Consider the following 14,058-nt stretch of genomic DNA (forward strand, 5'->3'; position numbering starts at 1 on the left):
ACGCCGCACTTTAATCAAAAAAAGAGTGCGACCATGATTGATACCACCCTGCCGTTAACCGATTTGCACCGCCACCTTGATGGCAATATTCGTGCACAAACCATCCTCGATCTCGGCCGCCAGTTTAATCTCTCTTTGCCAGCCAACACGCTCGACACTCTGCGCCCCCATGTTCAGGTCGTTGAAACCGCGCCGGACCTTGTGAGCTTCCTGCAGAAGCTGGACTGGGGCGTAAAAGTGCTGGGTGACCTCGACGCCTGCCGTCGCGTAGCCTGGGAGAATATAGAAGATGCCGCTCGTAACGGCCTGCACTATGTCGAACTGCGCTTCTCTCCGGGCTATATGGCGATGAGCCATAACCTGCCGGTAGCGGGCGTAGTTGAAGCGGTAATCGAAGGCGTTCGCCAGGGCTGCCGCGACTTTGGCGTAGAAGCGCGCCTGATTGGCATCATGAGCCGTACCTTTGGCGAGGCCGCCTGTGAAGCCGAGCTCAACGCCCTTCTCGCTCACCGCGACAGCATTACCGCCCTGGATCTGGCCGGCGACGAACTGGGTTTCCCGGGCAGCCTGTTCCTGAATCACTTTAACCGCGCTCGTGATGCCGGCTGGCGCATTACCGTTCACGCGGGGGAAGCGGCGGGTCCAGAAAGTATCTGGCAGGCAATTCGTGAGCTGGGCGCGGAGCGTATTGGCCACGGCGTGAAGGCAGTAGAAGATCCGGCGCTGATGGACTTCCTTGTTGAGCACAAGATCGGCATCGAGTCCTGCCTGACCTCAAACATCCAGACCAGCACCGTTGCTGCGCTGGACAAGCACCCGCTGATCGCCTTCCTGGATCACGGCGTACTGGCAACCATTAATACCGATGACCCGGCAGTTCAGGGCATCGATATTATTCACGAATACACCGTTGCCGCACCTCAGGCCGGCCTCAGCGCGGCGCACATTCGCACCGCACAGGAGAACGGCCTGAAGATAGCCTTCCTCAGCGAAGCCGAAAAACAGGCGCTTATCGCTAAGGTTCAGGCCGCGTAACAAATACCGGCAGCCGGCGTCAGGACGCTGATTCCAGCTGCCGTTTTTCTTCCGCCGTTTTGCGTGCATAGCGCTGCGCCAGTACGGCACAGACCATCAGCTGGATCTGGTGGAAAATCATCAGCGGCAGCACCATCATCCCTACCGCGCTGGCGGGAAAAAGCACATTCGCCATCGGCACGCCGTTCGCCAGGCTTTTCTTCGAGCCGCAGAAAACGATGGTTATCTCATCGGCTGTATTAAACCCTAACAGCCGTGCCGCCAGGGTGTTCACCACCAGCACAATCGCCAGCAGCACCAGCGAGCAAACCAGCACCATCAGCAGCGAGAAACCGTTCACCTGGTGCCAAATGCCTTCGACTACCGCTTCGCTGAACGCCACGTAAACCACGAGCAGAATAGATGAGCGATCGGTGAGGCTAATCAGTTTTTTATGACGATCCACCCATTTGCCGATCAGCGGTCGGGAGAGATGGCCGATAACAAACGGTACCATCAGCTGCATAATGATTTTGCCTATCGCGTGCAGCGTATCGGTGGAGCCTTCCTGCGTCTGCATGAGGGCTCCCACCAGAACAGGAGAAAGGAAGATACCCAGGATACTGGACGCCGACGCGCTACAAACTGCAGCGGCCACATTCCCCCCGGCAACGGAAGTAAAGGCGATCGCCGACTGCACCGTCGCCGGCAGCGCACAAAGGTACAGGAACCCCATATAAAGCGGTTGGCTAAGGATGGCCGGAGAGAGGAAGCCCATCGCCAGCCCGAGTAACGGGAACAGGGCAAAGGTGCTAAGGAACACCACCAAAATGAAGTTTCCAGTGCCCTATCCCCGCCACGATGGCATCGCGCGAAAGTTTTGCCCCGTGCATAAAGAAGAGCAGCGCTATCGCAAAGGTGGTCAGATATTCAAATCCGGTCTTCACGATCCCCTCGCAGGGAAACAGCGACGCCACGATCACCACGCCAATCATGATCAGTAAAAAGTTGTCAATTTTTAGTTTTTGCAGCCAGCCCATCCTGTCCTCTGTGTCTCTAATGTCATTCTGGCGTTTACTTTGCAACAAATTGGCCCCGCTGGCGAGCTAACAATTCGGTAACATGCCAAAAAATAAGGCAGAGTTGTATCAGTATTTGTTCAGCAGCGAAAAGCTAGCGATTTAGCGTAACTAAAACCGCAATAGAAATGCAGCCTCACTTAATTTATGATTTATTTAAAGAACAGAAACCCTGGTTAATCAAGGTGATCTTATTAAATATTTATTTACCGAACGGTAAAATTAAAAGACATTGATAAACAATCGCTTAAAATAAAAATATTAGCCTTCGAAGCATAAAAATAAGAACAACACTCTCATTTGTAAGTGAGAATTCATATTTAACTGCCAATAATATGGCAGTGATTAAAATACGCCATACACTTATTAATACGCCGTCCGGCGTGCTAATAGTGGAGTATTGCTATGCGCTCAAATAACATTGGCCGCCTCAGCGCTATTGCGATGGCGGTACTTCTCGCATTTTCGCTGTCTGCCTGTAGCGGCGGCGGCGGCGGTTCACACAATACGGCGAAAACAGCCGGGTCGGCCGGCACTACGGGCACCGACACCGCCAGCAACGGCAGTGGCGGCTCGGGTTCTGGTGGAAACGGGTCAGGCTCGGGTACAGAGAGTGGTTCGGGTGGAGGCACCGGGACCGGAACAGGCACGGGTGGTGGGGGTTCCGGTGTCGGAACAGGTGGCGGAGGCTCCGGCACAGGCGGTGGAGGTTCAGGCTCAGGCGGTGGAGGTTCAGGAGGCGGTTCTGGCGGCGGCACAACGTTTTCTAACAGCGCCGGAAATAACATCATCAAAGATGCTGGTGGCGCCATTGGCGGCGTTGGCGGCACGGTCAGTGGGGTTGCGTCTCAGCTACCAGTAAATAATCCTGTCACCTCGACGGTAGCCGTAGCCCTCGGCGGCACGGGAAGCGCCATTTCAACCGTGGGTAATGGCGTAGTCAACGGCCCTGGCAACGCAAACAACCCTAACGGTCTGGGCACGATGCTGACCGGCTCAACCAATGCTGTTTCAGGGCTAGGTACAACGGTCTCGGCAATAGGAACCAATCTCGCAAGCTCAACGGCCAATTCGCCGGCTAGCGGTGTGACCGGTGCCGCTGGCGGGCTTGTTAATACCGCAGGACAAGTTGTCACCGTAACAGGTAACGGACTGACCCAAACGGTACAAAGCCCTGCAGTATCCAACCTGACGACCGGCGCGACGGGCGTAGTCAATACCACGCTCGCTGACACCCAGAAAGCGACTCAGGCCGTAGGTGGCGCCACCGGTTTAGGCACGCCGGTGAACAATATTCTGACTTCCGCAGGAGGGACCGTGAGCGGGCTGGGGACCAACATCAGCAGCAGTAACCCTTCCCTCAGCGGCCTCGGACAGGTGGTGCAGAATACCGGGCAGGCCGTGACGGACAGCGGTGCGCTGGTGAAACCGGTACAAACCAGCGGAAGCGGTAGCTCTGGCACAGTTTCAGCGGGTGCCTCGGGTTCCGTCGATGCGGGGGGCAATGGTCTTGTCACCAACCTCGGCACAACTGTGAGCGGCCTGACCTCTTCGTTAACCACCAGCGTTAACGCCAGTGCGACAGGCAGTAACACAACTACAGGCCAGCAGGCCGGGCTTACCGGCGCGGTTGGCGGGCTTCTGAAAACTAAATAGAGCTTACCAGGCTCACGTGCTCCCGTGATAACGGCGGGAGCACTTATTTCACAGCATGTTCTTCGCTGCGCAGTTAAGGGAGCTCACTATGGACAATCGTCTGGGTATACTGCTGCTGTACGGAGCAACTTTGAGTATCAGCTATGCTGATATATCACCCACGCTTATCGACCCCAATAACCCAGCAAAGGCCGCCCGCTCGCTTGCCATCCCGGTTGCCCAGCAAAAACAGCCCGAGGTGAAGACCGCGCTACCGGCGCCGCAGTTCACCCCGCAGACGCCGATTACGGTGAAACATCTGCAGTTTATTGGCGGTACGCGCTACAAACTCGACTCGCTGGTTAAGCCGTTTGTGCCGCTAGTAGGCAAAACCGTGCCGCTGTCGCAGCTGATGACGTTAACCAACGACATTACCCGGCGCTATCAGCAGGATGGCCTGCCGCTTTCTTATGCTTACCTGCCGAGCGATAACTTCCACCAAGGGACGGTGCGCATTGTGCTGGTTGAGGGGTATATCGCGCACAGCAACATCCATAGCGACAACGCCAGCACCAGCGAGCGCCTGAGCCGCTTATCGGCGTTAATGATGAACGAAAGGCCGTTAAGTCAGGCAACGTTCGATCGCTATAGCCTGCTGATGCAGCGCACGCCGGCGACCAAAGTTGAGGCTAACGCCGCGATGCCCAATAATATTTACGGCGCGGCCGATATGAAAGTTGACGCTACGCAACCCCACATCTGGGATATCTCATCCACGATAGATACCCGTAAGGGGTCAAACCTGGCGCTGGTTAACGGCACGCTCAGCAACCTGACCAGCCACGGCGATCAGCTAGGGCTGGCTACCTTAATCCCGCTGGATAACAGCACCAAAAAAACCTATTTTGGCGCCAACTATCAGCAATACCTCACCGACAATGGCCTGCTGATGCAGCTGAAAGGCAGCTTCTATCGCGAAGATCCGCGCGACTATACGCCTCTGCTTTATCTACCGCAGAACATTGCCATCGATGCCAGAGAGAAAACCACCCAGTACACCGGCGGGATAGCCTTCAGCTACCCGCTGCTGCTTGAGCGGAAGAAGCAATTCTCGATAAGCGGCGGGCTGGATTATGTCGATAAGCGCGACGATTATGCGCTGCGTGCCAGAGGTTTTGGTAACACTCTTGATTTGCCGGGCGTCAGCCAGCACGCTCGCTACCCGGCGGCAGAATTTTCGGCCTGGGGCTATCGGGAGTACGATAAAGCCAACTGGAGCGCGCGTCTGACCCTGCGTAAAGGGATTGATTCCCTTGGGGCGAGCGTAACACCTGGATCAAACACAAACCTCAACTTTACGCGCTGGAAGGCCAACGCCGATGCGGCCTGGATGGTGGCGCCAAACTGGCGTCTGAGTACGTCAGTGGAGGGGGACTGGTCGAACAATAATTTGCCCGAGGCCGAGCGAGCGAGCTTTGGCGCCCAGCGCTATGGCCGTGGCTACCCTGACGGCGAAGCCAGCGGAGATTACGGCTACGGCGGGCAGGTTGAGATGCGCTATCTTCATCATCTCGATAAAGGCGTCTGGATTAACACGGTGCAGCCCTATATCGTCGCCGATACCGCCCAGACCTGGTTCAACCAGCAGGGCTTCCGCCACCAGCGTCTGGCCTCTATTGCAACCGGGGTGATGGTGGGCGACAGCCAACACTATTCCATCGCCGTAGAGGCAGCCAGGCCGCTGGCTGATTTACCCAGCGATAGCAGCCGACGCGACGTGCGCTTCAGCCTGACCTTTACCTACAACTTTAATAATCTGCACTAGCGTTAAAGTCCCTCACCTCGCGGTGAGGGATATTTTCAGGCAAGGTTAAGCGTCGCGCGTTTTTTAGCTGACTCGATACCAAGCTCAATCAGCTCCATAACCTGAATCGCCTGGGCCGCCGGTACCGGGTTTTCGCCGTTACCGGTCAACGCATCGCGGATCCCGGCATAATAAGCAGGATAGTTCCCCGGAAGGGTGAGCAGCGTTTGCTCCTCCACTACCTCGCCCTGCGCCGTGGTCAGCACGCCGTCACGCATATCATACCCCCAGTCCTCCTGAGGCAAACGCTCTCCGGCTTTCAGGCGATCTTCTTGCGGATCCAGGCCATATTTAATGTAGCTACCGCGAGTGCCGTGAATGATATAGCGTGCGGTTTCAGCCACCGCCAGCAACGTACCGTGCAGCACCACGCGACGCTGGGGATAAGCCAGCACGGCATGGAAATAGTCGGTCGCCTGCGCACCCGAACGAAGCTGCGCGAGGTCGACGGTCAGGCTGACAGGCAGCCCAAACAGGTTGATGGCCTGGTCAAGCAAATGTGGCCCAAGATCGTACCAGATACCGCTGCCAACGCCCGCCTGCTCGCGCCAGCGGTTACGCACCTGCGGGCGGTAGCGGTCAAAGTGGGATTCAAAATAAGCCACTTCCCCGAGAGAGCCTTCCGCCAGCAGATTTTTAACCGTCAGGAAGTCGCTATCCCAGCGGCGATTGTGGAACACGGAGAGCAGCAGGCCGAGCTTTTTGGCCAGCGCATCCAGCTCCCGCGCCTGCGACAGCGTGACGGTAAAAGGCTTGTCGACAATGACGTGCTTCCCGGCCTCAAGCGCCGCTTTAGCCAGGGGGAAGTGGGTGTCATTCGGGGTAGGAATGACAATGAGATCGATAGCGGGATCCTTAAACAGGTGCTGAGGATCGGACACCACCGTCAAGCCCGGCCAGTCAGCGTGCACCTTGCTGGCGTCACTACTGGAGACGGCTGCGAGGGTCATTCCTGGCGTACCGGAAATTAGCGGCGCATGAAAAGTCTTACTGGCGTAGCCGTAACCGATAAGCCCGACGCGAAGGGTATCACTCATTTGTCTTCCTCTCTTTAATGAACTTAAGCATTTCACCTCATCCCTCGACGGGGGACAACTACAAGTTTATGGATTGCGTATTGGCCAGGCGGTAGACCGCCATTATTGCTAATCGGACTTAAGATATTTGTAGCCCCTCTTGTCCTGGTAAATCCAAAGAAAACTCCTAATTATCCCGTCGGTTAGCAATAGCGCTAAGCCGCTGCCGCATTTGCGATTACTATCGTTCCCTTCTCAAAGCCAACTTTATCTATTCTTAATGCCTATGGAAAATCCAACCCAGCTCAGCGCCCTCGACTACCTGATGAAATTTCGCAAAATAAGCTCTCAGGAAAATCTGGAAAAGCTCTTCGACCATCTCAATTACACCCTGACGGACAGTCACGAAATCATGAATATGTACCGGGCGGCGGATCATCGCAGGGCCGAGCTGGCCTCCGGCGGACGCCTTTTCGACCTCGGATGCGTCCCCAAAACGGTCTGGCGTTACGTTCTGTAGCCCTTGCCGGTAGCTTTAGCGGTAAAATCCCTTATAATCCCCCCGCTTTATTCACTCTATGACAAATCGGGAGGAAACATGACGACGCCCCAACCCCCGCGTATTGCCGGCTGGCTGCTTGCCCCCCTGGCCTGGTTACTGATGTCGTTGCTCAGCAGCTCCGTGGCGCTGTTAAGTTTCCTGATGATGATGCTTTCTCCAGAAGCGCGCCAGGCGCTGACTCAGGCGGATGCAAAAACCACGATGTTGTTTACCCTGTCCGTCTGCAGCGCCATGGTGATGTGGGGCTACACGCTGTGGTTGACCATCGCCTTCTTTAAACGTCGCAAAAACGTGGTGCGCCACTATATTCTTTGGCTGCTGCTGACCGTGCTGCTGGCGATTAAATCTTTTGCCTTCTCGCCGGTAAGCGACAGGATTGCCGTCCAGCTGCTGCTGCCTTCCCTGCTTGCTGCCGCACTGCTGGTGCCCTATCTGAAGCGTTCTAAGCGAGTGAAGCAGACCTTTATTAACCCGTAATAACCCTATAGATAGCCCGTTGTCGCCACCCGCCGATTAGTCGATAATAGGCGGCTTTTTTTGTTTCAGGTCGAATCATGTCAGATTATTTGCTGCTCTTCGTTGGTACCGTCCTCGTCAATAACTTCGTGTTAGTGAAGTTCCTTGGCCTGTGTCCGTTTATGGGCGTTTCCAAAAAACTGGAAAGCGCCATCGGCATGGGGCTTGCCACGACCTTCGTGATGACGCTCGCCTCTATTTTTGCCTGGATTATTGACGAGCTTATCCTCGTGCCGCTGGATCTGATTTATCTGCGGACGCTGGCCTTTATTCTGGTTATTGCGGTCGTCGTGCAGTTCACCGAAATGGTGGTGCGTAAAACCAGCCCCGCGTTATATCGCCTGCTGGGCATCTTCCTGCCGCTGATTACCACCAACTGCGCCGTACTCGGCGTGGCGCTGCTCAATATCAATCTCGGCCATAATTTCCTGCAGTCTGCGGTTTACGGTTTTTCCGCCGCGCTGGGCTTCTCGCTGGTGATGGTGCTTTTTGCCGCTATTCGCGAACGCATGGTCGTAGCCGACATCCCGGCACCGTTTCGCGGTAACGCCATCGCGCTGGTCACCGCGGGTCTGATGGCCCTTGCCTTTATGGGCTTTAGCGGGCTGGTGAAGTTCTGATGACAACGTTGTGGATGGCTATTATTTCGGTCACGCTGATGGGGCTGCTGTTCGGCCTGATCCTTGGCTACGCCTCTCGCCGCTTCGAAGTGGAAGAAGATCCGATTGTAGACCGTATAGATGAGCTGCTGCCGCAAAGCCAGTGCGGCCAGTGCGGCTACCCTGGCTGCCGCCCTTATGCGGAAGCCGTAGGTAATCAGGGGGCGAAAATCAACCTTTGCGCCCCCGGCGGCGAAGCCGTGATGCTTAAGATTGCCAGCGCCCTCAATGTGGAGCCCCAGCCAATTGACGGCGACGCCACCGCCGCAGAGCCGGTGCGCATGCTGGCTGTTATTGACGAAGCGAACTGCATCGGCTGCACAAAATGCATTCAGGCCTGCCCCGTTGACGCCATTGTCGGCGCAACCCGCGCGATGCACACCGTCATTAGCGACCAGTGCACGGGCTGTAATCTTTGTGTCGACCCCTGCCCGACTCGCTGCATTGAACTGATCCCGGTCAGCCCCACTACCGAAAGCTGGAAATGGGATTTGCAGACTATCCCGGTGCGTATGATCCCGGCGGACAATCATGCTTAATATTTTCAATCGTTTTAAAAAAGACAGAATCTGGGACTTTGACGGCGGCATTCATCCTCCCGAAATGAAAACCCAGTCGAACGGTACGCCGCTGCGCCAGGTACCGCTGCCGTCCCGCCTGGCTATTCCGCTAAAACAGCATATCGGTGCTGAAGGCGAGCTGTGCGTGAAGCCTGGAGATTATGTGCTGCGGGGTCAGCCGCTGACTCGCGGGCGCGGGCGCATGCTGCCGGTACACGCGCCCACCTCCGGCACCATCAAAGAGATCGCGCCTCATTCCACCGCCCACCCTTCCGGCCTGGCGGAGCTTAGCGTTATTCTCGATGCCGACGGCGAGGACCGCTGGATTGAGCGTGACGGCTGGAGCGATTACCGCTGCCGCAGCCGAGAGGCGCTCATCGAGCGCATTCATCAGTTTGGCGTGGCCGGGCTGGGCGGTGCTGGCTTCCCTACGGGCAGCAAGCTACAGGGCGGCGGCGATAACATCGAGACGCTGATTATTAATGCCGCCGAGTGTGAGCCCTATATCACCGCCGACGATCGCCTGATGCAGGACTGTGCGGCGCAGATCGTCGAAGGCGCGCGCATCCTCGCCCATATTCTGAAGCCGCAGCGAATCCTTATCGGCATTGAGGACAACAAGCCTCAGGCGATTTCGATGATGCGTGCGGTACTGGCAGACAGCCACGACATGCAGTTGCGGGTGATCCCAACAAAATACCCGTCCGGCGGCGCTAAACAGCTCACGCAAATTCTGACAGGTAAACAGGTTCCCCACGGTGGCCGCTCATCTGATATCGGCGTTCTGATGCAAAACGTCGGCACCGCTTACGCTATCAAACGTGCGGTAATCGACGGCGAACCTCTTACCGAGCGCGTTGTGACGCTGACCGGCGAGTCAATCGCCCAGCCGGGCAACGTCTGGGCGCGGCTCGGCACCCCGGTTAATCACCTGCTCGACTATGCCGGCTTCCGCCCTGGCCTGGAGCAAAAAGTGATTATGGGCGGCCCGCTGATGGGCTTCACCCTGCCGTGGCTCGACGTGCCGGTCGTAAAAATCACCAACTGCCTGCTTGCGCCTTCCGCGGCTGAAATGGGTGAGCAGGAAGAGGAGCAAGGCTGCATTCGCTGTAGCGCCTGCGCGGACTCCTGCCCTGCCGACCTGCTGCCGCAGCAGCTTTACTGGTTCAGTAAAGGTCAGCAGCACGATAAAGCCACCGCTTACAACCTGTCGGACTGTATCGAATGCGGCGCCTGCGCCTACGTTTGCCCAAGTAATATCCCGCTGGTGCAGTACTTCCGTCAGGAAAAAGCGGAGATCCGTGAGATCGCCCTGGAGGCAAAACGTACCGTTGAGGCCAAGGCACGCTTTGAGGCCCGGCAGGAAAGGCTTGAGCGAGAGAAAGCCGCCCGCCTTGAGCGCCACAAAAATGCCGCAGTTCAGCCCTCGGCGAAAGATAATGACGCTATTCAGGCTGCGCTGGCCCGCGTGAAGAGCAAAAAGGCCCAGGCCGGTGACGAGCCTATTATCGTAAAAGCAGGCAGCGTGCCGGACAACGGCGAGGCGATCGCTGCCCGCGAAGCCCGCAAAGCCGAAGCACGGGCGCGCCAGGCCGAGAAGGCCCAGCACGCAGACGCCCCGGTCGGTACCGAGGTCGATCCGCGCAAAGCCGCCGTTGAAGCGGCTATTGCCCGTGCCAAAGCCCGTAAGGCTGCACAAAATGCAGAAAGCGCCGAGCCTGTAGCGGTTGAACAGGAAGCCGTAGATCCGCGTAAAGCCGCTGTCGAAGCCGCCATTGCTCGCGCTAAAGCCCGTAAGGCAGCGCAGCAAACGCAGGCGGAAGACGCTGCCCCACAAGAAGAACAAGATCCACGTAAAGCTGCAGTGGCGGCGGCAATCGCCCGAGTTCAGGCGCGTAAAGCCGCTCAGATGTCTCCAGAGGAATAAATGGTTTTTAAAATCGCAAGCTCCCCGTTCACCCATAATCAGCGCAGCACCGCGCGTATTATGATGCTGGTTTCTCTCGCGGCCCTGCCCGGCATCGCGATGCAGTGGTACTGGTTTGGCTGGGGAACGCTGATTCAGGTCGCGCTGGGGATTGTCAGCGCCATGGCGGCAGAAGCGCTGGTGCTACGCCTGCGCAAAAGGCCGCTGCAAAGCCAGCTGGGCGATAATTCGGCGCTGCTCACCGGCCTGCTGCTGGGGATAAGTATTCCTCCGCTTGCGCCATGGTGGATGGTGGTGCTCGGTATGGTATTTGCCATCATCATTGCCAAGCAGCTTTATGGCGGCCTCGGCAACAACCCGTTTAACCCGGCGATGATCGGCTACGTTGTGCTGCTTATTGCTTTCCCGGTGCAGATGACCTCCTGGCTACCGCCGCAGTCCATCGCCGCGACGGTGCCGGGTTTCGTTGACAGCCTGCAGGTTATTTTCCACGGGGCAACCGCCACCGGCGGTACTATGGATACGCTGCGCATGGGCGTAGACGGCATCAGCCAGGCGACCCCGCTGGACACGTTTAAAACCGGCCTGCATGCCGGCCATTCCGCTGAGCAGCTGCTGAGCGCCCCCATCTACGGCGGCGCGCTGGCGGGTCTCGGCTGGCAATGGGTTAACCTCGCTTATCTTGCGGGAGGCCTGTTCCTGCTGTGGCGCGGCACCATCCGCTGGCATATCCCGGCAGGCTTCCTGGTCGCATTAACTGTCTGCTCGACGCTCGGCTGGGTTATCTCCCCGGAAAAATGCCTCTCTCCGATGGTTCACCTGCTTTCCGGCGCGACCATGCTTGGCGCGTTCTTTATCCTTACCGACCCGGTCACTGCCTCGACCACTAATCGCGGCAGGCTCATTTTCGGTGCGCTGGTGGGCCTGCTGGTTTGGCTGATTCGTACCTACGGCGGCTACCCCGATGGCGTTGCGTTTGCCGTCCTGCTGGGCAACATTACCGTGCCGCTGATTGACTACTACACTCGCCCTCGTGCTTACGGCCACCGTTAAGGAGACGCTATGTTTAAGACAATGCAAAAGCATGGCATAGCCCTGGCGCTGTTTGCCGCCCTGTTTACCGGACTCACGGCGCTGGTCAATGAGCTCACCAAACCGACTATCGCGCAGCAGTCTGCGCTACAGCAAAAGATGCTGTTCGATCAGGTTATCTCAGATGATGTTTACGATAACCGCATCCAGAACAGCTGCCTGCTGGTGAAGGACTCTCCTCTCGGCAAAGGCGAGCGGCACATCTATGTTGCGCGCAAAGGCGATAAGCCGGTTGCCGTTGTGATGGAGGCCACCGCGCCGGACGGCTATTCTGGTGCTATACAGATTCTGGTTGCCGCAGATTTTAACGGCACCATACTCGGCACGCGCGTCACCGAACACCATGAAACACCGGGTCTTGGCGACAAGATAGAGCTGCGTCTGAGCGACTGGATCACCCATTTTGCCAACAAACATATCCAGGGCAGCAATGATCCTGACTGGGCGGTGCAAAAAGACGGCGGCCAGTTCACTCAATTTACCGGGGCGACCATTACCCCACGCGCGGTCGTTAACGCCGTTAAGCGTGCAGGCCTGTTTGCAGAGACCCTGCCGCAGCAGCTCAACGAACTGCCTGCCTGTGGAGATCAACAATGAGCGAAACAAAACGCGTCCTGATAAACGGACTGTGGAAGAACAACTCGGCACTGGTTCAGCTGCTTGGCCTTTGCCCGCTGCTTGCCGTCACCTCGACAGCAACCAACGCCCTGGGGCTGGGACTTGCCACGACGCTGGTGCTGACGCTAACCAACGGAACAATCTCGGCGCTACGTCGCTGGGTGCCGGCTGAAATTCGTATTCCGGTTTACGTGCTGATCATCGCCTCGGTGGTAAGCATCGTGCAGATGCTGATCAACGCCTATGCATTCGGGCTCTACCAGTCACTGGGGATCTTTATCCCGCTTATCGTGACCAACTGTATTGTCGTTGGGCGAGCAGAAGCCTACGCGGCTAAAGCCAGCGTGCCTTATGCCGCGCTGGACGGCTTTGCCACCGGTCTTGGCGCCACCAGCGCAATGTTCGTGCTGGGTTCCCTCCGCGAAATCATCGGCAACGGCACGCTGTTTGACGGCGCAGACGGCCTGCTCGGCAACTGGGCCAAAGCGCTGCGCATTGAAGTCTTCCATACCGACACGCCTTTCCTGCTTGCCATGCTGCCGCCGGGCGCCTTTATTGGTCTTGGCATGCTGTTGGCGATAAAATACCTCATTGATGAAAAAATGAAGGCTCGCCGCGCCCGTGAAAGCGCCGTCGTGGAAGGCTCTGCAGAGAAGGCGTAATGAATAACAGCAAGCGCATTGAGATCCTCACTCGCCTGAGAGACAACAATCCTCACCCAACAACCGAGCTCAACTTCAGCAGCCCTTTTGAGCTGCTGATTGCGGTTCTGCTGTCCGCTCAGGCCACCGACGTCAGCGTCAATAAGGCGACGGCAAAGCTTTACCCTGTCGCCAATACTCCGGCGACGATGCTGGCGCTCGGCGTGGACGGCGTAAAGGAGTACATCAAAACCATCGGCTTGTTTAACAGCAAAGCAGAAAACGTCATCAAAACCTGCCGGATGCTGCTGGAGCTGCACGGTGGCGAAGTGCCGGAAGACAGAGCGGCGCTGGAAGCCCTCCCCGGCGTGGGCCGTAAAACGGCAAACGTCGTACTGAATACCGCCTTTGGCTGGCCGACTATTGCCGTTGATACCCATATCTTCCGGGTTTGTAACCGCACCCAGTTTGCCGTGGGGAAAAACGTCGAGCAGGTAGAGGAAAAGCTGCTAAAGGTTGTTCCTGCAGAATTTAAGGTCGACTGCCACCACTGGCTCATCCTTCATGGCCGCTATACCTGCATTGCCCGCAAGCCGCGCTGTGGCTCATGCATTATCGAAGATCTGTGCGAATTCAAAGAGAAGGTTGACGCCTGATCGCCCGCGCCCGGGCTACTACCGGGCTTTTCTTATCGCTCTCCCACCTGATAAATACCGCCTCAGCACGCTTTTATGCCATCCCGTAGGCCGACTGCATTTATATTGTTCGTTCAATAATCGCCTGACCAGGTAAATCGTTTTTTTGCGATAAGAAATTTCTATAGATTTGTGATCTAAATCACTTTGATAACCTGAGGTTGCCAAAAGGTAATCAAA

At 56.9% G+C, this 14,058-nt stretch carries 13 protein-coding genes and 1 pseudogene; 12 read left to right on the forward strand and 2 right to left on the reverse strand.

The window, feature by feature from the left end; translation table 11 throughout:
- The first annotated feature begins 33 nt into the window (after positions 1–33).
- Positions 34–1,035, forward strand: a complete 1,002-nt coding sequence (gene add, locus EL098_RS12495; protein ID WP_126356505.1) for an adenosine deaminase — start codon at positions 34–36, stop codon at positions 1,033–1,035.
- Between the two features lie 19 nt (positions 1,036–1,054).
- On the opposite strand, the pseudogene EL098_RS12500 reads toward add, so the two are convergent.
- Positions 1,055–2,054: pseudogene (locus EL098_RS12500) on the reverse strand (bile acid:sodium symporter family protein).
- A gap of 444 nt (positions 2,055–2,498) precedes the next feature.
- On the opposite strand from EL098_RS12500, the gene EL098_RS23670 reads away from it, so the two are divergent.
- Both EL098_RS23670 and EL098_RS12510 read left to right on the forward strand, forming a co-directional pair.
- On the forward strand, positions 2,499–3,749 hold the full coding sequence (locus tag EL098_RS23670; protein WP_269462182.1) for a collagen-like triple helix repeat-containing protein: 1,251 nt from the start codon (positions 2,499–2,501) through the stop codon (positions 3,747–3,749).
- A gap of 88 nt (positions 3,750–3,837) precedes the next feature.
- Positions 3,838–5,553, forward strand: a complete 1,716-nt coding sequence (locus tag EL098_RS12510) for a ShlB/FhaC/HecB family hemolysin secretion/activation protein (RefSeq protein ID WP_126356506.1) — start codon at positions 3,838–3,840, stop codon at positions 5,551–5,553.
- 35 nt (positions 5,554–5,588) lie between these two features.
- Here the strand turns inward: EL098_RS12510 and EL098_RS12515 are convergent, their stop codons facing one another.
- Positions 5,589–6,629: an oxidoreductase gene (locus EL098_RS12515; protein WP_126356507.1), complete on the reverse strand. Its 1,041-nt coding sequence runs from the start codon at positions 6,627–6,629 to the stop codon at positions 5,589–5,591.
- 265 nt (positions 6,630–6,894) lie between these two features.
- Between EL098_RS12515 and ydgT the strand changes: the two genes are divergently transcribed.
- The 9 genes from ydgT to nth all read left to right on the forward strand — a co-directional run bounded on the left by ydgT (position 6,895) and on the right by nth (position 13,839).
- Complete coding sequence (gene ydgT, locus EL098_RS12520) at positions 6,895–7,128, forward strand: transcription modulator YdgT (protein ID WP_126356508.1); 234 nt, start codon at positions 6,895–6,897, stop codon at positions 7,126–7,128.
- Between the two features lie 78 nt (positions 7,129–7,206).
- Positions 7,207–7,647 carry a DUF2569 family protein gene (locus tag EL098_RS12525; RefSeq protein ID WP_126356509.1) on the forward strand — a complete coding sequence of 147 codons (441 nt, stop codon included), beginning with the start codon at positions 7,207–7,209 and terminating at the stop codon, positions 7,645–7,647.
- Between the two features lie 77 nt (positions 7,648–7,724).
- Positions 7,725–8,306, forward strand: coding sequence for an electron transport complex subunit RsxA (gene rsxA / locus EL098_RS12530; protein WP_008456422.1), 582 nt, complete (start codon positions 7,725–7,727; stop codon positions 8,304–8,306).
- On the forward strand, positions 8,306–8,884 hold the full coding sequence (rsxB, locus tag EL098_RS12535; protein WP_126356510.1) for an electron transport complex subunit RsxB: 579 nt from the start codon (positions 8,306–8,308) through the stop codon (positions 8,882–8,884). Before rsxA ends, rsxB begins: the two co-directional genes overlap by 1 nt.
- Complete coding sequence (gene rsxC, locus EL098_RS12540; protein ID WP_126356511.1) at positions 8,877–10,832, forward strand: electron transport complex subunit RsxC; 1,956 nt, start codon at positions 8,877–8,879, stop codon at positions 10,830–10,832. The genes rsxB and rsxC overlap by 8 nt, the downstream gene beginning before the upstream one ends.
- Positions 10,833–11,885: an electron transport complex subunit RsxD gene (rsxD, locus tag EL098_RS12545; protein ID WP_126356512.1), complete on the forward strand. Its 1,053-nt coding sequence runs from the start codon at positions 10,833–10,835 to the stop codon at positions 11,883–11,885.
- Positions 11,886–11,894: 9 nt separating this feature from the next.
- Complete coding sequence (gene rsxG / locus EL098_RS12550) at positions 11,895–12,521, forward strand: electron transport complex subunit RsxG (RefSeq protein WP_126356513.1); 627 nt, start codon at positions 11,895–11,897, stop codon at positions 12,519–12,521.
- Entirely contained in the window at positions 12,518–13,204 is a 687-nt protein-coding gene (locus EL098_RS12555) for an electron transport complex subunit E (protein WP_126356514.1), read from the forward strand. Before rsxG ends, EL098_RS12555 begins: the two co-directional genes overlap by 4 nt.
- Entirely contained in the window at positions 13,204–13,839 is a 636-nt protein-coding gene (gene nth / locus EL098_RS12560) for an endonuclease III (protein WP_126356515.1), read from the forward strand. The genes EL098_RS12555 and nth overlap by 1 nt, the downstream gene beginning before the upstream one ends.
- Positions 13,840–14,058 lie beyond the last annotated feature (219 nt).

It is taken from the genome of Cedecea lapagei (assembly GCF_900635955.1).
Taxonomy (GTDB): domain Bacteria; phylum Pseudomonadota; class Gammaproteobacteria; order Enterobacterales; family Enterobacteriaceae; genus Cedecea; species Cedecea lapagei.

What these genes read in the sequence shown, in the direction of transcription:
- add (WP_126356505.1), top strand. Translation starts at nt 34, where the DNA reads ATGATTGATACCACCCTGCCGTTAACCGATTTGCACCGCCACCTTGAT.
- EL098_RS23670 (WP_269462182.1), top strand. Translation starts at nt 2,499, where the DNA reads ATGCGCTCAAATAACATTGGCCGCCTCAGCGCTATTGCGATGGCGGTA.
- EL098_RS12510 (WP_126356506.1), top strand. Translation starts at nt 3,838, where the DNA reads ATGGACAATCGTCTGGGTATACTGCTGCTGTACGGAGCAACTTTGAGT.
- EL098_RS12515 (WP_126356507.1), bottom strand. Translation starts at nt 6,629, where the DNA reads ATGAGTGATACCCTTCGCGTCGGGCTTATCGGTTACGGCTACGCCAGT.
- ydgT (WP_126356508.1), top strand. Translation starts at nt 6,895, where the DNA reads ATGGAAAATCCAACCCAGCTCAGCGCCCTCGACTACCTGATGAAATTT.
- EL098_RS12525 (WP_126356509.1), top strand. Translation starts at nt 7,207, where the DNA reads ATGACGACGCCCCAACCCCCGCGTATTGCCGGCTGGCTGCTTGCCCCC.
- rsxA (WP_008456422.1), top strand. Translation starts at nt 7,725, where the DNA reads ATGTCAGATTATTTGCTGCTCTTCGTTGGTACCGTCCTCGTCAATAAC.
- rsxB (WP_126356510.1), top strand. Translation starts at nt 8,306, where the DNA reads ATGACAACGTTGTGGATGGCTATTATTTCGGTCACGCTGATGGGGCTG.
- rsxC (WP_126356511.1), top strand. Translation starts at nt 8,877, where the DNA reads ATGCTTAATATTTTCAATCGTTTTAAAAAAGACAGAATCTGGGACTTT.
- rsxD (WP_126356512.1), top strand. Translation starts at nt 10,833, where the DNA reads ATGGTTTTTAAAATCGCAAGCTCCCCGTTCACCCATAATCAGCGCAGC.
- rsxG (WP_126356513.1), top strand. Translation starts at nt 11,895, where the DNA reads ATGTTTAAGACAATGCAAAAGCATGGCATAGCCCTGGCGCTGTTTGCC.
- EL098_RS12555 (WP_126356514.1), top strand. Translation starts at nt 12,518, where the DNA reads ATGAGCGAAACAAAACGCGTCCTGATAAACGGACTGTGGAAGAACAAC.
- nth (WP_126356515.1), top strand. Translation starts at nt 13,204, where the DNA reads ATGAATAACAGCAAGCGCATTGAGATCCTCACTCGCCTGAGAGACAAC.